17 protein-coding genes, 1 tRNA gene and 2 pseudogenes are annotated in these 20,280 nt (G+C 67.2%); 9 read left to right on the top strand and 11 right to left on the bottom strand.

What is annotated here, in order from left to right; translation table 11 throughout:
- Nucleotides 1-163: 163 nt before the first annotated feature.
- Both ACSHXN_RS45425 and ACSHXN_RS45420 read right to left on the bottom strand, forming a co-directional pair.
- Entirely contained in the window at nt 164-1,723 is a 1,560-nt protein-coding gene (locus ACSHXN_RS45425; RefSeq protein ID WP_438306784.1) for a DNA primase family protein, read from the bottom strand.
- Nucleotides 1,720-2,793 (bottom strand): bifunctional DNA primase/polymerase, encoded by a 1,074-nt coding sequence (locus ACSHXN_RS45420; RefSeq protein WP_438306783.1) that lies wholly within the window; start codon nt 2,791-2,793, stop codon nt 1,720-1,722. The genes ACSHXN_RS45425 and ACSHXN_RS45420 overlap by 4 nt, the downstream gene beginning before the upstream one ends.
- A 910-nt stretch (nt 2,794-3,703) precedes the next feature.
- Here ACSHXN_RS45420 and ACSHXN_RS45415 point away from each other — a divergent pair.
- Nucleotides 3,704-3,777: transfer RNA gene (locus ACSHXN_RS45415), tRNA-Met, on the top strand.
- 106 nt (nt 3,778-3,883) lie between these two features.
- On the opposite strand, the gene ACSHXN_RS45410 is transcribed toward ACSHXN_RS45415, so the two are convergent.
- On the bottom strand, nt 3,884-4,123 hold the full coding sequence (locus ACSHXN_RS45410; protein WP_438306781.1) for a hypothetical protein: 240 nt from the start codon (nt 4,121-4,123) through the stop codon (nt 3,884-3,886).
- Between the two features lies 1 nt (nt 4,124).
- On the opposite strand from ACSHXN_RS45410, the pseudogene ACSHXN_RS45405 reads away from it, so the two are divergent.
- A pseudogene (locus ACSHXN_RS45405) lies at nt 4,125-5,184 on the top strand (transposase); the annotation flags it as partial.
- Nucleotides 5,185-5,269: 85 nt separating this feature from the next.
- Here the strand turns inward: ACSHXN_RS45405 and ACSHXN_RS45400 are convergent.
- From ACSHXN_RS45400 to ACSHXN_RS45390, 3 genes are all read right to left on the bottom strand, one after another.
- Nucleotides 5,270-5,434 carry a hypothetical protein gene (locus ACSHXN_RS45400; RefSeq protein WP_390729118.1) on the bottom strand — a complete coding sequence of 55 codons (165 nt, stop codon included), beginning with the start codon at nt 5,432-5,434 and terminating at the stop codon, nt 5,270-5,272.
- Between the two features lie 90 nt (nt 5,435-5,524).
- A complete protein-coding gene (locus ACSHXN_RS45395) occupies nt 5,525-6,274 on the bottom strand; it encodes an SDR family oxidoreductase (RefSeq protein ID WP_438306779.1) in 750 nt (249 codons plus the stop codon).
- Between the two features lie 159 nt (nt 6,275-6,433).
- Entirely contained in the window at nt 6,434-7,339 is a 906-nt protein-coding gene (locus tag ACSHXN_RS45390; RefSeq protein ID WP_438306777.1) for an AraC family transcriptional regulator, read from the bottom strand.
- Between the two features lie 149 nt (nt 7,340-7,488).
- On the opposite strand from ACSHXN_RS45390, the gene ACSHXN_RS45385 reads away from it, so the two are divergent.
- Together ACSHXN_RS45385 and ACSHXN_RS45380 are read left to right on the top strand one after the other, a co-directional pair.
- Complete coding sequence (locus tag ACSHXN_RS45385) at nt 7,489-7,806, top strand: putative quinol monooxygenase (protein ID WP_131557675.1); 318 nt, start codon at nt 7,489-7,491, stop codon at nt 7,804-7,806.
- 104 nt (nt 7,807-7,910) lie between these two features.
- On the top strand, nt 7,911-8,879 hold the full coding sequence (locus tag ACSHXN_RS45380; protein WP_438306775.1) for an alpha/beta hydrolase: 969 nt from the start codon (nt 7,911-7,913) through the stop codon (nt 8,877-8,879).
- Nucleotides 8,880-8,920: 41 nt separating this feature from the next.
- Here the strand turns inward: ACSHXN_RS45380 and ACSHXN_RS45375 are convergent.
- A pseudogene (locus tag ACSHXN_RS45375) lies at nt 8,921-9,253 on the bottom strand (site-specific integrase); the annotation flags it as partial.
- Between the two features lie 660 nt (nt 9,254-9,913).
- The gene (locus ACSHXN_RS45370) at nt 9,914-10,501 is read right to left on the bottom strand and encodes a hypothetical protein (protein ID WP_438306773.1); all 588 of its coding nucleotides are present in this window, start codon (nt 10,499-10,501) and stop codon (nt 9,914-9,916) included.
- Between the two features lie 411 nt (nt 10,502-10,912).
- Between ACSHXN_RS45370 and ACSHXN_RS45365 the strand changes: the two genes are divergently transcribed.
- A protein-coding gene (locus tag ACSHXN_RS45365; RefSeq protein WP_438306891.1) for an IS5 family transposase occupies nt 10,913-11,703 on the top strand; the annotation gives its coding sequence in 2 pieces (ribosomal slippage) (nt 10,913-11,228 and nt 11,228-11,703; 792 coding nt in all).
- Between the two features lie 15 nt (nt 11,704-11,718).
- Here ACSHXN_RS45365 and ACSHXN_RS45360 read toward each other — a convergent pair.
- The 3 genes from ACSHXN_RS45360 to ACSHXN_RS45350 form a co-directional block, all read right to left on the bottom strand.
- A complete protein-coding gene (locus ACSHXN_RS45360) occupies nt 11,719-12,165 on the bottom strand; it encodes an SRPBCC family protein (protein WP_438306737.1) in 447 nt (148 codons plus the stop codon).
- 452 nt (nt 12,166-12,617) lie between these two features.
- Nucleotides 12,618-13,853 carry a hypothetical protein gene (locus ACSHXN_RS45355; RefSeq protein WP_438306771.1) on the bottom strand — a complete coding sequence of 412 codons (1,236 nt, stop codon included), beginning with the start codon at nt 13,851-13,853 and terminating at the stop codon, nt 12,618-12,620.
- Nucleotides 13,850-14,872 carry an AAA family ATPase gene (locus ACSHXN_RS45350; protein ID WP_438306769.1) on the bottom strand — a complete coding sequence of 341 codons (1,023 nt, stop codon included), beginning with the start codon at nt 14,870-14,872 and terminating at the stop codon, nt 13,850-13,852. Before ACSHXN_RS45350 ends, ACSHXN_RS45355 begins: the two co-directional genes overlap by 4 nt.
- Nucleotides 14,873-15,969: 1,097 nt before the next feature.
- Here ACSHXN_RS45350 and ACSHXN_RS45345 point away from each other — a divergent pair.
- The 4 genes from ACSHXN_RS45345 (at nt 15,970) to ACSHXN_RS45330 (ending at nt 20,241) form a co-directional block, all read left to right on the top strand.
- Nucleotides 15,970-16,776: a hypothetical protein gene (locus ACSHXN_RS45345; RefSeq protein ID WP_438306768.1), complete on the top strand. Its 807-nt coding sequence runs from the start codon at nt 15,970-15,972 to the stop codon at nt 16,774-16,776.
- Between the two features lie 874 nt (nt 16,777-17,650).
- Nucleotides 17,651-17,911, top strand: a complete 261-nt coding sequence (locus ACSHXN_RS45340; RefSeq protein ID WP_438306766.1) for a hypothetical protein — start codon at nt 17,651-17,653, stop codon at nt 17,909-17,911.
- A gap of 414 nt (nt 17,912-18,325) precedes the next feature.
- On the top strand, nt 18,326-19,591 hold the full coding sequence (locus tag ACSHXN_RS45335; RefSeq protein WP_438306764.1) for a hypothetical protein: 1,266 nt from the start codon (nt 18,326-18,328) through the stop codon (nt 19,589-19,591).
- A complete protein-coding gene (locus ACSHXN_RS45330; RefSeq protein ID WP_438306763.1) occupies nt 19,528-20,241 on the top strand; it encodes a hypothetical protein in 714 nt (237 codons plus the stop codon). The genes ACSHXN_RS45335 and ACSHXN_RS45330 overlap by 64 nt, the downstream gene beginning before the upstream one ends.
- The last annotated feature ends 39 nt before the right edge of the window (nt 20,242-20,280 follow it).

Below are 20,280 nucleotides of genomic sequence, written 5' to 3'. Positions count from 1 at the left end.
GTATGCCGGCTCCGGTGGTGGAGCGTGGCCTGGCGTGTGTATGTGCTGCAGGTGTTTCTACCCGGACCGGCGGCCGCTGCACGCGGGGCCGGATGTTCATGGTAGAGCGGTAGCGGGTGCGGGTGCAGAGCGCGTGGCGTGGAATGAGGCTGGTGGCGGCAAATCATGCGCTCTCCAGCTCCAGCAGAAGGCCGAGGCCGGGGTAGTACTTGCGCCCGTTGGACTTGATCATGTCGGCGGGTGAGGCTAGTCCGAGTTCGGCGCGGACGCGGGTGGCGAAGGCCCTGGTCGTGGCGGCGCGGATGCCTTCCCCGGTGGTGCACCAGCCTTGGTACTTCTCGTAGAGGAGGCCTTGTTCCACGCGCAGGTCGGGGGTCTCGCCGTCGCGGGTGCAGCATTCCTCGAGGAAGCGTCCGATGTGATCTTCGGTGCTGGCGTAGGCGGTGGTGGCGAGGCGGACCTGGTCAGGGCCGTCGAGGGGGTCGCGGGTGGCGAGGTAGCGGCGGGCGCCCTCGATGAGCCAGTGCAGGATGCCGGGGCCTTCGTCGCGTACGAGTTCGAAGGCAAGGTTGTCGATGCGGCGTTCGGCGGGGACGGTGCGGGTGAACGGCAGCAAACGGATCCGGCGCCAGAATGCGAAGCCTCCGACGGCGACCTCGGGGCGGTGGTTACCGAGGAGCCACAGGTGGTGGGTAGGGGTGAATGAGAAGTAGTCCTGCCGCATCCGGCGGGCCTTGATCTTGTCGCCGCCAGTCAGGAGCCGGACGCGAGCCTCGTCGAAGCGGTCGTTAGGCTTCAGTTCGCTGCACACCACCAGGCGGCGGCCGTGGAGTTCGGTGAGCTCGGTGGAGTGCTCGGAGAAGGCGCCTCGGTCCATGAGGAAGCCGGGCGGGGCTGCGTCGGCGTAGTCGCCGAGGATCTGCAGGGTGACGTCCATGAGGGCCGACTTGCCGTTCTTGCCCTCGCCATGGAGGAACGGCAGGACCTGGGCGCCGACGTCGCCGGTGATGGAGTAGCCGAGCAGCAGGTGCAGGAAGCGGATCATTTCCCGGCCGGCGTCGTCGTCGCCGAAGGTGTCGGCCAGGAACCTGTGCCAGCGGGGGGTGTCCATCTTTTGCGGGGCAACGCTGGTGGCCCGGGAGTGGAAATCCTTGTTCGGATCGGGCTTACGGAGCTGCCCGGTGTAGAGGTCGACGACGCCCCCGGGGGTGCACAGGGCGTAGGGGTCGCCGTCGAGGACGTCAGGGTCGACGGACAGGTCGGGGGAAGCCTTGGCCTGGGTGAGGAAGGCCTGCTGGCCGGTAGTGGAGAGGGCTCGCTCCTTGTGCTTGGCGAGCTGCTTGTTGGTGTAGTGGCCGGTGGGATCGGTCGTGGGGAGGTCTTCGGCCATTTCCCCGGCCGCCCACAGCGCGGCTTTCTCACCGCCGGTGCGCTTCCAGCGGTAGCCGTCCCAGGCGAACCAGCCGAGGCCTTCTACATGCCGGAACTGGTCGCGGTAGCGCTGGATGAACAGGCGCGCGTTGCCGCGGTCGCTCAGGGACGGCGGCAGGGGTGCGACGGGTGCAGGTGTCCAGCTGGCGCCCGTCACTGGCGCGGTGTCAGTGGCCTGTGCGGGCAGCCGTGCGCCGGGAGTCTCCGTGTCGCCGGACTGGAGGTCGAGTTCGAGCATCTGCTGAGCGGCGGCGTGTGGATCAAACCGCGGCGTGTCCTCGGCGCTGCTCATGAGAGTCCTTCAAGGCGGAAGGGACGAGCGGCCCCGGCTCTCAGGGCGTCGTCGATGACTCGTTCGTTGCGGGTGCTCTGCCAGGGGCGGGCGGTGTGGGCTGCCAGCAGCAGGTGCTCCCGGGCGGCTTCCTGGTCGAGGTGGCCGGCCGCGACGAGGCCGCCTGCGGTGTAGGCGGCCCGGTTGAGCTTCTCGGTGAAGGCGGTTCCCTCAGGGGCGGCCGCGCACTGGGCCACGTGCTGCAGCAGTGGCGCCAGGACGCGGGCAGCGGTCTGCGGCCTGCCCTGGCGCTGCCGGCGGGCCGGGGCGGGCGGTGCCGGGCGTTTGGGGGCGATGACGTGGCCGGTGCGGGCCAGTTCCTCGCGCAGCCAGTCGGGCAGCGGTGCCGGCAGCCGGACCGGACCTTCAGCCCGGTAGGTGCCGTCCTTAGTGCGGGTGCCGGGCGCGACGATGTAGCCGCCGTGGGCGCGGACGTCGACCTGCCAGGCCAGCGCCACCTTCGGGCTGGAGCCCGTGGAGCAGCGCAGCCGTTCCTCGGGGCGGGCGTTGCGGTACCAGATGTGCAGGCCACCCGAGGGGGTGCGCACGCGCAGGGTGGCCTCGTCGTGGGCCGGGTCGGGCTCGCGGCGTAGTGCTGCGAGCAGGGCCAGAGTGTCGAAACCGGAGGCCAGGCCTGCCAGGTTGACCGACTCGTGGATTGGGATGCCAGGCAGCAGCCGGTTGCGGTCCGGGACCGGGGCCGGGTGTGCGTCGACGTCGATGACAACCAAGTCCGCCGGACCGCAGGCGATCCCGACACCCGCCGAGGGCTCGGCCGTCCACCACGCGTCGATACGCGCTCGGTTCAGCGTTGCGGCGTGGAATCCGTGGCACGGCCTGCCGGCGGACAGGCACGGGCAGTCCTGAGCCCGGTGAGCCTGCCCCTTGCAGGAGGCACAGTTCGCGGCAGGCGTCTTACGGCCCGCGGCCAGGGGGTGGACCGGCCAGCCCTGCGCCGCACACCAGTGGGCGACGGCGTGGGGCAGCCCCGCAGGGGCGGAGGGCGAGCGAGTCTCACCAGAGCGCGGCACGCGGTCCTCGTCAGGGTCTGGGCGGTCAGTACGGTCCCTGACGGAAAAACAGCAGGCCACGGGCGTGGATGATGCCACCTCAGGGACCGAAGGGACTGGGGTCGCAAAGAGTGTAGGCCCCCGGTCGCTGAAGCCTCGCACCTTCCCCCCGCGCGCCGGGTACCAATTTCTTGAGTCCCTTGAGTCCCTTCGCCCCTGACGGACAAACAGACGGCCATCCGGGTGCACACATTTGCTCCATTTCGCGTGCGACTGGGAGGATTAGGGAACGACTGACCAGTTAGGGCAGCGCGGCAGCTTCCCTCACCCCGCGGCTCAGGGACCCAAGAGACCGGTACGGCGGAAGAACGCCAGGCCACATCGGGCGGAAAAACCCCCGAGGGGGGCCTGGGGCAGTCGCAGTCTCAGGGTCTGAAGATCAGCCCCTGGTAGGGGCGAGCCACTTCCCAGACCCTGCGTATTTGCGCAGGTCACAGCCCTAAAGGCTAGAGGGCAGGGACCGAAGGGACTGGGATCCCTAAGTTATGAGCTGCACAGGAATGCATCTTTCACACGCGTGGGCGCGTACGAACAGAGACACGCAGTGCTACGTGATAACTGGAAATTTGGGTCCCTTGAGTCCCTGAAGAGAGATCCTCACCGCGCTGACCTGCACAAACAGGCAAGGGACGGAAAATGTGAGGCGAACCTTCGCCGTCCCTGCTTTGGTCCCTCCCACGAGGACCGGCTTGCCGGGACCCACATCTGAATCGTCTTGAGGGTTCTGTTGTCAACCCCGGACGTGCCGCGCGCAGCGGCAGTCCGCATCCCGCGCGGGGCGGGACCTGTGTGCCGAGCTCGCCGCGTACGCCCGCCCGCACCGGAAAAACCTTGCCCGGCTCTTGCGGATGACGTAGGTTGGGCTCGCCAACGCGGGGTGGAGCAGCTCGGTAGCTCGCTGGGCTCATAACCCAGAGGTCGCAGGTTCAAATCCCGCCCCCGCTACGAACATCCGGCCCCTCCGACATCGCGTCGGAGGGGCCGGATCCGTTGTCCCTGCCAGAGAGCGGCGGGCGGTCAGAGCTCGCCCAGCGAGGGACAGCACGGAGGATCAGACGTACTGCCCTGTGGCGGTGCAGCTGGCAGCTTTGTGTCCGGGCTGCAGGCGGTGAGGGTCGTACCAGGAGCGGCACAGGGCGGCGAACTCCTCCTGGCGCCGGGCCGGCAGGTCCTGGGTGTGCTGCAGGTGGCAGTCGAGGACATGCACGCTGTCTTCGAAGGGTTCGAAGCCCAACCGGGACCAGACCCCGGCCCGTTTGGCGGCGGCCTCCTGGTGCTGCTCCTCGGTCATCGATGGGCTGAAGTACGGCAGGTTGTCCCACGTTGACCAGACGTATCTGCGGCTGGCCACGTACCGGGTCGCGAACGCCACCCTCATCGAGCACCAGGCGTCCATCGGCCTCGCGCAGGTGTGGGGCGGCGGGGTGGTCGCCTCCGTGGACGGCATGCGGTTCGTCGTCCACGTCCCCTCCGTCTACGCCCGGCCGAACCCGAAGTACTTCGGGCGCCGGGGCGGCGCGACGTGGCTGAACATGATCAACGACCAGGCGGCGGGGCTCGGCGGGAAGGTGGTGGCTGGCACCCCGCGCGACTCCCTGTACGACCGGGACGGCGGCAAGCGCCCGGAGACGATCGTCAGGGACACCTCCTCGTACTCGGACATCGTCTTCGGACTCCTCACCCTGGCCGGGTTCGCGTACGCGCCGCAGCTCGCGGACCTGCCGGACCAGAAGATGTGGCGCACCGACCGCACCGCCGACTACGGCGCCTTCCAGGAAGCGGCCCGCGGCCGGGTCGACCTCACTCGGATCGAACGCCACTGGGAGGACATCCTGCGCATCATCGGCTCCGTCCACACCGGCGCCGTGCGCGCGTACGACGTGATCCGGATGCTGTCGCGGGACGGGCGGCCGACCCCGCTGGGAGACGCGATCGCGCACTACGGGCGGATTGCCAAGAGCCTGCACATCCTGCGCTGGCCGACGATCCCGGCTACCGCCGCCAGATCAAGGCGCAGGCCAACCTCCAAAAGGGCCGCCACTCCCTCGCCCGGAAGATCTTCCACGGCCGTTCCGGGCAGCTCTACCAGCGCTACCAGGAGGGCATGGACGACCAGATGGGCGCGCTTGGCCTGGTCCTGAACGCCGTCGTGCTCTTCAACACCCGGTACATGGACGCCGCTGTGAACCAGCTGCGCACGGACGGGTTCGATGTACACGACGAGGACGTTGCCCGCCTTTCCCCGTTCGTGCGGCAGCACATCAACATGCTCGGCCGGTACTCGTTCAAGCTGCACGAGCTGCCCGGCGGGATGCGCCGCTGCGTGACAAGGACGCCATCGACGACGAGTGACGTCATACGATGGCTCGTCGTGGTCGCCACCATCTTGACCTAGGCGTCTGCGCTGGCCAGGCCCTGGAGAGGGGTTCGAGAGCCGTCAACCGGCCGGAGCTGTTACGGCTTCGCGGATCCGCTCGGCCGCCCGGCGTGCCCGGTACGCCTTCTGTCGGCTGGCGGGCCGGTCGTAGACGGCGTCCCGGCGGTGACCGCGGCCCAGGGCGAACCGGTCCGGCTTCTCGTCGTTGGTCAGGTTCCCGTTCATCGGGGTGAGCGCCCGACGGCGAGCCGGCCCGGTGCGTGGGGCGGGGCCGACTCCTGGTATCAGTGCGGCGTGACGTTGCCTGCTGGCTGATTACTTCGCCTGGGAGAGCGAGACCGCGTCGGGGCCGGCGGGGAATCGCAGCTGGCCGGTCGTGTCGTGCACGGCTCGCCACACTGTCTCGGCGACGTCGCTCTCCTTGGTGAACAGGTCCTGGCTCGTGAAGTCGCCCATGACCTTCTTCGCCCATGGTGCGTAGGGCGCCGGGACCAGCTCGTCCACCGAGGCGCCCTTCGTCGCGTTGGCCGCGAAGTTCGTCGTCAGGCAGGCGCCCGGCTGGACCGTCTTCGCCTGTACACCGAAGGGCGCGAGCTCGAGCGCGAGGGATGCGGTGAAACCCTCGATGGCCATCTTGCTCGCCTTGTAGAGGGCCGAGAGCGGCATGTGGCCCAGCACCACGCTGGATGTCACGTTGACCACCACGCCGGAGCCGCGCTCGCGGAACTGGGGCAGCACCGCCTGCGTCGTCGCCATCACGCCGAACGTGTTGGTCTCGAAGACCTCCCGCACTCGGGCCATGGGGGTGCCCTCGAACACGCTGATCGATGGGACGCCCGCGTTGTTGACCAGGACGTCGATGGGCCCGGCTGCCTCGAACGCGGCGGTGATGCTCTCGGGCCTGGTCACGTCGAGCTCGATGACGCGGAGCCGGTCCGACTCAGGAAGGACGCCTGGACGTGGCGTCCGCATCGTGGCGATGACGCTCCACCCCTGCGAGTGGAAGTAGAGGGCGGTCTCCCGCCCGTACCCGGATGAGGTACCAGTGATCAGAACGCTCTTCATGGTGTGCCCCTTTGCGATGTGGTGGGATCCATACGGGTGGGCAGGCATTTTCCTGCTCCACGGGAGAACCGGTGATCCCATTGAATCGCTCTGACCTGCGGAGATAGTAAAACTATCCTCGCTACTCCTTGCGCGATCCTCCAATAATGCCCCCCCGGCTCAGGGCAGGAGACCTGCCGGGGCACGCACGACCTGACGCAGGCGGACGGCGTCCTGGCTGGGGGGCGCGCCGAACTGGCGGCGGTACTCCCGGCTGAACTGTGACGGGTTGTCGTAGCCGACGCGGTGGCCGACTCCGGTGACGTCTCCGGGGTGGGTGGCGAGCAGCAGCCGGGCCTCCTGCAGCCGGATCTGCTTCTGGAACTGGATGGGGCTCATCGCGGTCACCGCTTGGAAATTGCGGTAGAAGGCGGAGACGCCCATGCCGGACTGCCGCGCCACGTCCTCGACTCGGAAGGGCTGCGCGTAGTGCTCGCGGATCCAGCGCACGGCCCGCGAGATGTGGCTGAGGCTGCTGTCGGCCAGGCCGAGCTGGCGAACCGTCGCACCCTGCTCGCCGGTGATCAGACGCCACAGGATCTCGCGCTTGACCAACGGGGCCAGTACGGCTCGGTCGCGGTTTTCGTCGAGCAGCCGCAGCAGCCGGACCACCGCGTCCAGCAGCGCGGCCGGAGCGTCACTGACGGCGATCCCCGACGGCGCGCCCCCGCTGTTCCGGGGGGCGTCTCCGGGTCCGGCCTCAAGCAGCAGCTCGGCAACGGCGGACGGTTCCAGGACGAGACCGAACCCCAGCGCCGGCTGCTCGGGGTCGGCCTGGGTGAACTGCCCTGTGACAGGCAGATCGACGGATGCAACCAGGTACTGCCCGGGCCCGTACTCGAACACCCTCTCACCCAGGGCGAGGCGTTTGGCGCCCTGCGCGATGACCGCCAGGAGTGTGCCGGACATCGAAGGTGCCGGCGGATCAGGGCGGTCGACCTTCGAGATGAGGACGCCGTCGACGGCGGTGGTCCCGTCGGGCCGCGCATGGCGCGCCAGCAGGGTGCGGAGTTCTTCGAGGTACATGCGTCCATTGCAGCACCATTCCGCGCCGCGGTTCCCAAGGTCGCGAGGATCGTGCAAGGACAAACGAGCATCGGTCTAACGTTTGCGCAGGTCAACCCGCTTGAATGGAATCACCGCACTCCACCATCGAAGAGGAAGAGAAGGAATCCATGATTGCCAACTACGGCTTCAGCGCCACCCTGACCGCCAGGCCCGGAATGGGCGACCAGCTCGTCGACCTGCTGCTGACCGGACTGAACGAGGGCAGCCCCGGCGCCAGCGAGTACTGCCTCGTCTACCTCGTCTCCCGCTCCGCGTCCGACCCCGACGTCGTTCACGTCGCCGAAGGCTGGACCAGCGAGGAGGACCACCACCGCTGCTTCGCCGGCCAGACCGCCCAGGCCATCGTGGCGCAGATCGACCCGCTGCTCGCCAAGGACTCCGAGTACACCGACTACGTTCCGGTCCGCGGCAAATCCGCCCTCTGACTCGCCGAACACCCCACGCCCCTGCCTCTGCCGCCTCGGTGCCCACCGAGGTGGCCCCCGTCCCCGCCCGACCGTTCCGCCACCACCCACGAAAGGCAATGACCATGACCACAGCACGTCCCTCCCTCGACCCCGAACTGCATGAACTCCTGGCCGACATGCCGCTGATGTCCCAGCTCAGCCCGGAAGTGCTGGCGCAGGTACGCCCCTTCTCCTCGATGCCCGTCGAACCCCTTCTCGAAGGTCGCGCTATCGACCGGCGCGAGGTCACCATTGCGAGTCCGGACGGCACCCCGATCCCCTTGTCCGTCTTCAGCCCCGCGAACACCGATCGCACCGCTGCCGCACCCTGCGTCTACTGGATGCACGGCGGCGGGATGATCATGGGCGACCGCTTCTCACAGATCGACATCCCGCTGGAGTGGCTCGACGAGTTCGGCGCCGTCGTGGTCTCCGTCGACTACCGGCTCGCGCCCGAGTCCACCGGCACCATCCCGGTCGACGACTGCTACAAGGGACTGCTCTGGATCGCCGACCACGCCGCCGAACTGGGCATCGACCCCGCCCGGATCATCGTCGCAGGCGCCAGCGCAGGCGGCGGCCTCGCCGCCGGCGTCACCCTGCTGGCCCGCGACCTCGGCACCCCGACGATCGCCGCCCAAGTCCTGATCGGCCCCATGCTCGACCACCGCAACACCACCACCTCCAGCCTCCAGTACTCGAACGGGCCCGGCGTCTGGACCCGCGAGATGAACGGATTCGGATGGCGCTGCCTCCTCGGCGACCTCACCGACGACGAGGTACCGGCATACGTCTCACCCGCCCTGGCCGATGACCTCGCGGGCCTACCGACCACCTATATCGACACCGGCTCCGCCGAAGTCTTCCGCGACGAGGACACCGACTACGCCACCCGTATCTGGGCGGCCGGCGGCCAGGCCGAACTCCACGTCTGGGCAGGCGGCTTCCACGGATTCGACGCCCTGTACCCGCAGGCACACATCTCGAACACAGCCCGCCGAACCCGCACCGACTGGCTCGCCCGGCTCCTGCCCACGAACCCCGCCGCATAGGTGAAGTCGACGAGTTTCGGTCGTACGCTTCAGCGGAGACCTCAGCGTCTGCTGTCTCCGGGCGCGAGCAGGCTGGTGACCTCGGCGATCGCCTCCGCAGAGGGGTGGAAGTAGCGCGGTATGTTCTCCGCCTTCTTGTGCCGGGACTTCGCCAGCATGGGCAGGCTGGCTCCGGCCTCGCCGAGGTGGGTGAGACCAGAATGGCGGTATTCGTGCAGGTCCCAGCCTGTGTCCGGCGCTCCGCTGACTGCGGTGTGGGCGTCGAGCAGGGCGCGGGCCTGGCCATACGACAGCCGGACCAGCCCGATGTCCGGGCACACGTCACGCGGCGCGAGGACCTTGCTGGGACCCGGCTTGCGGTGGGTGACGAAAACCGCCCGCGCGCCCGCATGTGGCCGGTCCAGGCCGCTGCCACGACGCCCCAGGCCTGTTCATCGGGCGGTGCTCCGACATAGCGCCGGAACAGCCAGCTGCTCAGCCAGCCGGTGACCCTTGCCTCGCCCGCCTCATCGTTGGACAAGGTCGCGGCGAGCTCGCCGGGCGTGTACTCGCGCAGTTCCTCGCCGTCCACCGCCGATGACGGCCAACTGGCGTTGCCCGTCGTCAGTTGCAGCCAGCGGTGCAGTGCTTCCGACTCCCCCTGGTCCTGCACAGTGGCGCGGTCCATGGCGGCCCTCGAAAGGGTCAAGCCCATCGTCCCCACGACCGGTGGCGGGGCATCCCAGATAGCCGGATCGGTGGCCGGGTCCACATGGGTCAGGACGTAACGCTGTGGCCCGGGCCCGGCGAGCAGGGTGCGCAGCTCGTCGGACGGAGGGATCCTCTGCTCGCTCACGGTGCGGCTTCTGCTCGGTGAAGACGGCGGCTCGCCGCAGCTTGCCTGCCCTCGCTCACGCCCGCGGTCTCCCGCGCTCAGGGCTCCCGCCGCGCGAGAGGGGGCGCTCAACCGTCAAAGGGCACATCCCGCCCGGCGGGACGCGCACTCGCCCCGGACATCAGTCGTCACCGGTGCGGCGCCTGGCTCCGGCCCGGTGTCAGCGGCCGCGCCCGCCGCCCTGTCCACGGCGCGGTTGGCGGGTCCGTCCGCTCGAGGCCCGACGTGGACGGCGCACAGTGTCACCGTCGCTGCCGGCGCCCGGCGAGGAGAACCCTCCCGGCACATTTGCGGGCGCAGAGGCCGGCACCGTCTTCGCGGGCGGTGCGGCCGGATCGGTGGGTGCCGGGGGCGCGGCCCGGGCGCGGATGGAGGCGTTCGGTGTCTGCGCCGCGCACGTGGCGCAGACCTCCTCCACACTCCACACCTGGCCGACAACCGGGTCGTGGCGCACGATCAGCACCACGGTGTCGGTGCAGGGCATCTGCGTCTGGGGGTGGGCGGTGTAGTTCCTGGCTCGGCAGTGGTAGGTCGCCTCAGGGCGTATCCGGGCGACTTTGGCGTGGACCGCCGCGTGCTCGGCAGCGGACGCGCGCAGCGCCGCTATGTCCTTGGACCGGGGCGGCATCCGGCACCCGGGGGTGGTGCGCGAGACGCTGGCCGACCGGTCGGCGTGGCCGGTGAGCCGGACCGTCCAGGCCCGGCCAGGGGTGCGCCCGGTCGAGGGTTCGCCGGTCGCAGTCGTCACGCAGTCTTCCGTTCGTTGATGCTCGAAGAAGGGGGATGCAGCGGTCCAGGTTCCGCTGTCTGTGCGCCACCTGGGCGCCAGGATTCGTTCCCCGCGGCACTGGCTCCCAGATGTCGAACCGGTAACCCGCCCTGTCCTGCCGCAGGTTCATGCCCCGTGAAGCGTCGGTTCCCGACTCGATCGGGTGGAGGCGGGCCTTGGCGAGCAGGTCGAGTCCCATGCAGCGACAGGCCTCGGTCCACTCGTCGTTCTGCTCGGCCAGCACCGCGCCGACCAACCCCATTTTGGACTCAGGCCGCATCTTTCCGGTGTGCGGTAAGAGCTCGTAACAGGATCTTGTTGGGGTGCCCTGGTCGGGCGTGACCGATGTGATGATCTGGCCGTTCGTGTCGTGTGACGACTCGGCCGTGGATCGTGGATGACGACTTGTGGGTGCGGATCGAACCGCTGCTGCCGCCTTGGCCGGAGCGGTCACCAGGGCCGAGGCCGGTGCCGGACCGGCTGTGTCTGCAGGGCATCTTGTACGTCCTGTACCAGGACATCGCCTGGCAACTTCTGCCCCTGGAGCTGGGGTTCGGCTCCGGACAGACCTGCTGGCGGCGCCTGGACCGCTGGCAGAAGGCCGGGGTCTTCGAGCGGTTGCACCGCCTCCTGCTCGCCGAGCTGAACACGGCTGGCGAGCTCGATTGGAGTCGCGCATGCGTGGACGGCTCCCACGTCCGCGCGAAAAAGGGGGTGCCGCGACCGGTCCGTCGCCGGTCGACCGCCGGAAGACGGGCAGCAAACACCACCTGATCTGCGACGGGAAGGGCACTCCGTTGCACGTGATCACCACAGCGGCCAACGTCAACGACATCACCCAGACCATCAACCTGGTCGACGGCATCCCGCCCGTCGCCGGACGGCCCGGCCGACCCAGGCGGCGCCCCGAGTCCGTCCTCGGGGACAAGGCATACGACTCGAAGGCCGTGCGCCTGGAACTGCGCCGCCGGCGGATCCTGCCCGTCATCTCCCGCAAGGGCGCCCCGAACATCAAGGGTCTGGGCAGGCTCCGCTATGTCGTCGAGCAGACCTTTGCCCTGCTCCACCAGTTCAAACGCCTCGCCGTCCGCTGGGAACGCCGCCCCGAACTCCACGACGCATTCCTCTCCTTGGCCAGCAGCCTGATCTGCTGGCGGCGGCTCAAGAAGACCGGATCATGAACCTGGCACAGGCTTCTAGGAGTGTCGGCTCACGATTGAGTTGGCGTATGAAGCCAGATCGTGGACCAAAACCTGCAGGCGCCGTCTCCTGAGCATGTCCAGAAGGGGGAGGGCATGCCGGTAGGTCGCTGACCAGGTGATGTCGGTGCCGCCGTGGGGTGCTCGGGCCACGTCCACAGACCCCCGATGAGAAGCGAACAACCCTGCGGCCTGTTCGTAGCTGAACCGCTGGTCGGGAACCATCTCGACGATGCGCTCGCGGCAGCACACCCGTCCAAGGCGAGAACGGATAGTGCGGAGATCACCTACCCGTGCCGGTCGTTCGACTCCCGCGGGCAACGCCCACTCGACCTCGTAGTACGAGGTCCACGACGGCCAGGATTCTGCATCCAGGAGCGCGGCGTAGACGAGAGCAGCAGGCACCGATGAGTGCGAGGTAGCAGTAACAGCAAGGGACGACACCCAACAAGGCTAGACCGCGTCTCACCATGATCGTGTTACGAGCTCTAAGGGGGCCATACACCAAGCCAGTCGAGATCGGCGCTGCTACGGAAAACTTGTAGGTCAGGGCCAGTATGTGGAAGTCGCAAATGATGGCTAGTCTGGACAATTTGATGCGCGACTCGGCGCTCGCACTGTTCCCCAGGCCAGGGATAGCGGAGTTTTCCTTCGGCCACCGGCAGCGCGCGTCCCTGGTATCAGAAAACCCGACAAGGGGCCCAGGGCCGTCCAAAGACGATCTGGGCCCCTTCAGGGGGACTCGAATCAAGTAGAGAGGTCCGCTGGTCCTCTGCGCTATTCCTTGTCGGCCCATAGGCCTTATGCCCCACGATGTCCCAACCCGGGCGGGACAGCCAGTCCCGATGTGGGACGGTACCTGGCCGAATACGTACTCAGCTCGCTTCTTGCTTCGCCTACTCGTAGCTGGTTTCCAAATTCCGCGCCCAGAACTCCTCGAAGGACGGCTGTTCGTCGTGCAAGGCTTCGAGGTACTTCGCCACGCACGCGCTGACGATCTCGAAGGGTTGCGCGCGTACGTCTGCCATCGTCTTCAGGATGTCCATCATGCGGCTGTACCGCTGGTTGACCCGCACCCGTAGAGGACACTGCGACCGCGGCTTCTTCATTGCCGCAACCTCCGGGTCCTCCGTGACGTAGTCCCTGTACGCGAGACCGGCCTGAGCGAGGTCCCAGACAATGTCGCGCTCGGCTTCCATCTTCTCCATGCTGGTCCCCTGCGGATCGAGGCCGCCAAGCGCCTGGTCGAGGATGGCATCGATGTAGTGGGCTGGCGTGAACCGCGGCGTCGGCATTTGGGCCGCCGTCATCACAGCCTTGTCAACTGTGATCCTGTCGGCAAGCTGCTGAGCAGTAAGCCCGTAGAGATTGATGTTGCGATTCTGGTACGTCTCCTTGCCTGACTGCGCGACGGCGTAGGACTGCAGCAGCGCGGCATAGCAGGGGGCCTTTTCTACCAGTTCCCGGAGCCTCTCATCACGACGCGAGTGCTGAGGAGCTGGCGTGAAAGGACGACTGGGCCCGCGCCTGGGCCGGCGCGCCAGGCCCGCAGTACCGGCTGTGCCAGGTTGCCAGAGCTGAGGTCGATTCGGCGAAGCCGGGCCACTCCACACGGCCGGGGAAGTGCTCGGCTCAGATCGTGAGGGTTCCGCCGACGAAATGGCACGCTCAGGGACGCTGCTGGCAGGGGGAGCGGTCGCCTCTTGCGCTGGGGCGGGTGCTGAGGCCGCAAGCGTAGCCGTGTCAGGTTCCTTGGCATCCGTATCGCGTGTTGCCTCCGTGGGTCCAGGTACGTCGATGCCGATTTGCGGCGCTACAGGAGACATACTCTCCGAAGCTCGGACAGGGGCGGACGTCACAGGCTGCGCCTGCGTGGGTGCACCGCTAATGACCGCAGGTGACTCATCCACCGGTTCAGCCACCACTTGCGCAGGGAGCGTCGGCGCGGTTGATGCGGAGTCCTCGGTTGTTGGAGAGGCGGTAAAGCGGCCGAGGTCGAGAGGAGGCAGGCCATCCGCATCGTCGTCATCGCCTCCGCCGAGGCCGCCAAGGTCAACCGTGGGCATCAGGAAGCTCTTAGGCCTGGCGGCACGCTTGCCCTGCGACTGGGCCTTCTTCTTCGGTGCGGTCACGATGCATCAGCTCCCCGAAGTTCGGCGTTGCGCTGGACGACACGCTGTAGCACCTGCGTGACCACCTGCACGTAGTCCGTGGCGATGTCCACGGCCCGCTGTGGATCCACGAGCCGGCCATTCTCATCGCGGGGACGCTCGACCGGCTCGTTGCTTTCGTGGTCGACGAGCTGTCCGGCTGTGGCACGGGCAAACTCGCCAGCGGGCATCCCGTGGTTGCGCGCAAGGTTGGCGGTGGTCTCGCCGTCGCGAATGTACGCGTCCACCATCACCTCGCGCGTGATGTGTGCCTGGTCCAGGAGCAGACCGATCTTCTCGCGGAGATTGATCAGCTGGCTTGTGGGCTCGTCGTTGCGACGCTGATAGCCCAGGAATACGAGTGCCGCGATGGCTACCTCGGCATTGAGCGGCCGGATCTGGCGAACGAGACCAGCCAGGGTGCCGAGTCCCTCGATCACCGCGTTGTCGGAGCCCTTCATGGGGGCAACAAGGTGCGTGCACGCGGCCAGGCCGAGACGCTGGATGCTTTTGTCACCCGGGGAGAAGTCGAGCAGGATCCAGCGGTATCGGTGCGAGATCTGCGCCAAAAGAATGGCCAGCAGCAGGAACGAGACGTTGCCGTGGCGCCCCGTCAACCTGGCGACCGCAGTAGGAATGTCGGCGTTGTGGCTTCCCGACATCACCATGTCGAGATGCGGCCGTACACCCTGGACTACCTGAAGGTCCTTGTCCTCTGTCAGAGCTTCGAGGAACGAAGCCCCGTCATCGTCGAACTCTCGACCACGAACCCCGAAGTTGAGGCGTCCGTTTCCGTTGCTGTCAAGCTCGATGTAGAGGATGGGCTTAGACGGCTTGCCCTGGTCGGCCTTGGCCTGCTCTGCCTGAGCGAGAACCTCAGCAAAGTTGGCGGTGACAGTTGTCTTGCCTTCACCACCCTTACCAATGGTGGTTCCGATGACGTTTTGCAGACGTTGCCGAAGCTGGAGGACCAGGGCGGCAACAGCCTGCGGATCGGACAAGTCTGTAAAGGACCTGATAACGCTAAGTCGACTTGACATTCCGTCAAGTGAGACGAGTTCCACTATCGCTCCACCCTGGCGAGTTTCTTCCAACGAAGGAGAGCTCAACGAGGCGTGACCACCCGGAACGGCCCGGACTCGCCCGGTTGAACGCAGCCTGGACAGTACACGCCTTGGGCACCCTCCGCCACTGCAACACGCCTTTGAAGTGAAGGAATGTCGCAGGACCTCAGGGACCTTCGGTCGCTCAACCCCCCTGGATACCTTCAGTCGCATGGGTGACTCGAATTCGAAAAGTTAGCGAACTTGCAAGCGTTGTAGCGGATTTGACGGGGGGTAAGTAGATGAGTTGAACGACGCAGATGGTGGGAGTGCATGGATTCGCGCAGTCCCCCACAGGGGGCGATCGGGAGGTGGTTGGGCGCAGCGAGTGAGTAAGTGAGCAACGTATGTGATTTTGTGAACGTGCAGGTCAGCGGGTTAATTTGCCTTTTCGTTACTCGTGGTGTGTACCTGATCAAGCTTGTACTCTCGGCCATTAATAAAACTGGCGTTCGAGCTTCGCTGCGCATCTCGGACCTCCGCATCCCGGCATCCCGGCGAGCTCGATGTTGAAGTGCGAACTCACTGACGCCTTCTTCAACAAGCCGGCCGCTGCTGTACCGATCCACCCCTCGAGTCAGCGTGAACGGAGCGACGAATGAAAGCTCCGGGGCTTCCCCGCTGCTCCCGTACGTGACCGACCTGACCCAAGATCGGCGCAGTGTCGGTGAAACGCCCGCACACCACAGTCGGGATGTTGACGGGCTGATGGCGGCCGGGCGTGCTATCCCGAGGCAACGACTCAGATCCGTCGCAAGGCGAAGCACGTGACTGTGGCGATCTGCGCCTGTGCATTCGTTGCTGCCCCGGCGGAGCTGCGTTGGGTTGGCCCGGGGGAGAGCACACTTGCCCGAGCAGCCTCACTGCAACCCGGGTGCTTGCCGCGTCGAAAGGGTCTCGAGCCCGCGAGCAAGGGGCCACGCGCCGGAGTGCAGATGAATCACCACCGGTGAGTTCCTCTTTCGAGAGCTCATCCACTGGCGGAAACTACTCCCGTGGCCAGAGACACCGCCAGAAGCAGAAGGAAGCCCCGTCCGAAACGCCCGACCATCCGACTCGGACACGTCAACATCGGCCAGCTCGTGCACCGCCTTCGCGAGCTGCACGAACTGGGCGACGATCCAGCGCTGGAACGGTTCCCGGCCTCCGATGAACTTTTCCTCGTGCTGGAACACGCACAGAGGTGGGGTGCAAAGCTCAAGCAACCGGATGCGCCCGTGAACGTCATCGGCGAGGCAGCCGTGCTGCGGGCGACGTTGTGGCAGTACCTTCGGGAACAAGCTGACGCCGGCCAACTGAGCGCAGTCGAAGACGCAAGGGCTGCCGGCGTTCCATGGCACCACTTCGCTGAGGCACTGTGCGTGACGTCAAAGCAAGGGGCCTACCAAAAGGCACAGCGGCTGAAGGCCGAACAGGTTCGCGAACCCGGGGAGCGTCGTGCCCCTGAGGTCGCTCGTGCACACGCCCGTCGTGCGGCAGCCGAACAGAGGGCGGAGCGGGCCTTGATGGTGGCGCAGGAACGGCGGTTCCCGATTGCTCAACGGATCGGCCGACGTCTCCTGGAACACCGAGATGGCATGGTGCTCGACTCCTGGGCTGCGTACTGGCTTGACGAGATCGCCGTGACCATCGACGACCGTGACGATCCAGACAAGAGAGCCCGCTTCACGAGCTGGGTGGAGAGCTTCGTCCGGGCGGTGCACAGCCACGCCCGAGAACGTAACCAGCCTGCCACCACCAGCGATGGTGCACGTCAGGCCCTCGCGATGGCCACCGAGTTCACCTCCAGCAGCTCCCCATGACGATCTCGGGATGCGTCGGTTCCCAAATTGGGAACCGACGCATCCCGAGATCGTCAGCCCCAGCAATGGGCTGACGCCTCGCTCGAGGAACGTGAGGCTGAGCACGATAGGTGCCGGATTTGCAGGACGACTGTCGAGCGGGCTCTGACCTGGGCAAACGAGCCCTCCCAGGCGACGCTCAGACGAACCGGAGAGGAAGTAAAGAGGTCTGATCGATGGAAGCAAGCGGACTCAGGCGAGCTCGCTTGGAGGCGGGCGCTCGTCGAAAGTGCGTCACATAGCATTGCCCAGCTGACGGCGGCGAGGTCCTCCTGCAGGACAGCGTCGCATGCCTCCAACAGGGTAATGCAGGCATCCAGTTCGTCGGCCGACAAGCCTTCAAGCCGCGCAAGAATGGCCGCAGCCTCTTCTGCATTCATGCTCGGCAGTGTTCCGGAGTGGGACTCGCATCGCAGTCCCACGTTCGGCTGATCGCAGCGGAGCGCTGATGTGCCTCTTCCAGTAACGGGTGCCGGCAAGCCCGTCGAGGGCCTGGGTACTCATGGCCCCGGGTAGCTAGCACGCCTCCGCGCGAGTGCGCCCTTGGCGACAACTTGCCTACAAGGAGCGAGGAACGCGACAAGTACGATGCAAATTCGACGACAGATGCGGTACTCAGTGCGCCGGGAATGACCAGGCCGACGGAGCACGGCGACGATACCTTTCCAGCTCAGTCACGGAACGGTGCCAAGGCGCCTTGCGGTCCGTCAGGAGTCCCTCGAACGCACGCCGCCTTCCGTACCTGGTTCGTCGTGCCAGGTCCATCGCGCGTCAGCAGGTACGCGGACGTGTTGCCGGCACCACGCCTATCCCCAACCCGGTCAAGGCCGATCGCATGGTGATCCGCTACCTCAGAACCGAGGCGGAGACCCTCACCAACACCGACCAGGAGACCGGCGAAGTCCACGGCGACCCCTACGAACCCACGGCGGATCTGCTGAACGGTGTGGCGTGGGCCTTTCACCAGCGCCTCGTGGGCTCCGTCCCCGTCGGAGAGGATCCCGAAGGACCGATTGATGCTGCGGAGTTGCGAGAGGTAGCCCTCCAGGTCACCGCCGGTCCGTCGCACGATGAACGTGCCGGCGGAACGCGCTGACCGGCTGCTTCACCGCCTGGAGAGGCACCACATCCTCGGGCCGTACAACGCAGGTGGGCCTCGCGTCGTTCTTGCCCGCCCAACGGGCATCGACGTGCTGTTGGCACGTACGCCGACTGCCGTCATGCCTGCCGCGCCCCGCAGGCCACCGGAGAGGCCGGCGCCGGATTCCAGCACACCACGCACCGGCCCGGCAGACGACTCCCATGAGACGCGGGTGCTCGCGGAAAAGGCTCTCAACAAGGTTCTCGCCGACGCTGCGATGCGTGACGCAGCCCGAAGCCGAACCCCTGCACCCGCCGACCCGGACCGGCCGACCTCTACCCGCGCCCGCGCCGCCGAGGCGCAGGTGAACGCCCAGGGGGCGCAGGCCTGCTCCCTGACACCCAGCCAGTTGTGACGCGGAGAACACCAATGACGAGGCCGATTGCGAACCCCACGGACGCGCACGCAACCGAGGCAGGGCTGCGTTCGGGTGCAACGAAAGACGAGTTGGAAGGATGGCTGCAGGGCAGGGGCGGCACGCTGCGGGCGCTGCAGCGAGGCCCCCGCGCGGCCCGCACGATCGCCGATCTGCAGACCCCGCCCCCAGGGCTCCGGGACCTGTCAGCGCTCGCCGCGCTGATGCGGGCCGCGAACGACGCCGAGGCCGACTACTTAACCCACCCGGGGTGGACCGCGCTCAGTGAGATCTATCGGCGTGCCAGCCACACCCTTGGCGACCTCGCTAACTGGGCCGCCCGTACACCCCAGGCCGCCGTCCAAGCAACGCGGATCACAGCCCTGGCGGCAGGCCTCATCTCCCGGCACGCTGCGCAGGTCACCGCATTCCTCGTCAGCCGCGGCAAACAGGAGACCCCCGGTGCGCAAGCCCTGCGGAACCTGACCAAGGTCGCGGAGACGCTCGCTGCTCGGGCTGTCGGCCTGGACCACGGGCAGAAACTCGACACGCCCCGGCTCCTGCGCACGCACCTACAGCAGCTGAACCGGGCGCTGCAGGGAGCTGAGGCCGGACACCCTGGTCCTGCTACCGACCCTAAGCTGACCGATCCCGACGACCCGGATCTGCACTATGCCCTCACGATCGGGGCCGTGGTAGATCCGGAACTGTCCGAAGCCGCGGCGATGATGGGCGCCCTCAGCGACCTGGCCTCTTCAGCGGGCCGGATCGGGCACCGCATGGTCCTCGACGTCCGGCTGCACGGCATGATCGAGACGGCACAGATCCGCGGCTTCGAGATGATCTCCGGCATCGCGTACCGGGTGATGAAGCGGTACGACAAGCAGGGCCGAGAAGGTGAAGGGCGCCGCGACATCGCCGCCATGATCTTCCGCTATGCGGAGCAACGGCTGGAGCGCATGCGCGGTGCCCTGGGCCCAGACGAGGGGCGGGACCCTGGCTACTACGAAATCGCCCCCCTGACCGCTACCTTGATGCGCTGTTCGACGAGTCCCGCAGCGTCACCACCGAGCTGCAGTCTCAGCACCTGCTGCCCAAGGACCGGACCGCGCTGCAGATCCGGTTTCTCCTGGCCCAACGTGCGATCGCGGCCGACGCCGGGGACCCGGAGTGGGGCGTCCGAGCCGACACCCCGCCGAAGCCGTACGCGGCCGGCATGCGGACAGTCGACCCCGTCGGCGCCTGCCAGGACCTCATCGACGTGCTCCGAGACCTTGTGAAGAGCCGTCCCTACCACCGCGACGCCGCTTTCCTCGCGCAGGTCCGGGACCGATACGCCCGTGAGGTGGCCGGGACGGGCGAACTCAGCCCGTCAGCTCTCGATGAGGCGATCACCGCGGATCAGATCCGTGCCGCTGCCCAATACGTAGTCGAGGAGAGTGGCGTTGCCTCCCCGCTCGCGCTGAGCGCCCACCTTGAGCCGCCACTGTCCTACGGTCAGGCGGAGCGGGCGCTGGAAGTGCTGCAGACGATGGGCGTGGTCGGCCCGACCGACGGGCTCCGCGCACGCGAAACCCTCACCACCAGCCCCGACGACATGAAACGTCAACTCGCCGAGCTGGAGGAGAAGTTGCCAGGCGTGCTGGCCGAGCAGCGGGGCGTCCTCGGCTTGCCACCTGAGATTCGCGCGCTCCTGGGGCAGCTCAAAGAACACGCCGTCGTTCTTGGCGAGTACCCCCAGTGGGAGTCCCTCCAGAACGTCGCGGCCGCCGCTCAGTACGCGGCCGCGGAAGGCGCCCTCCCCGTGGACAACCCTGAAGAGGCACAACGCATCCGTCGACTGAAGAGCGGAGGCATCCGGGAAGCCCCCGGCCACAGGAGCAGAGCACGACACTTGCAGCTCCGGAAGGGGACCTCGGCGCTCTACTGAACGATCACAGCAACGTCGCACGACTGGACGAAATCTGCA

It is taken from the genome of Streptomyces sp. HUAS TT11, from assembly GCF_051553595.1.
GTDB lineage: Bacteria > Actinomycetota > Actinomycetes > Streptomycetales > Streptomycetaceae > Streptomyces.
The sequence above is the reverse complement of the archived record's forward strand: the minus strand, read 5'-3'. Positions and strand labels throughout refer to the sequence as shown.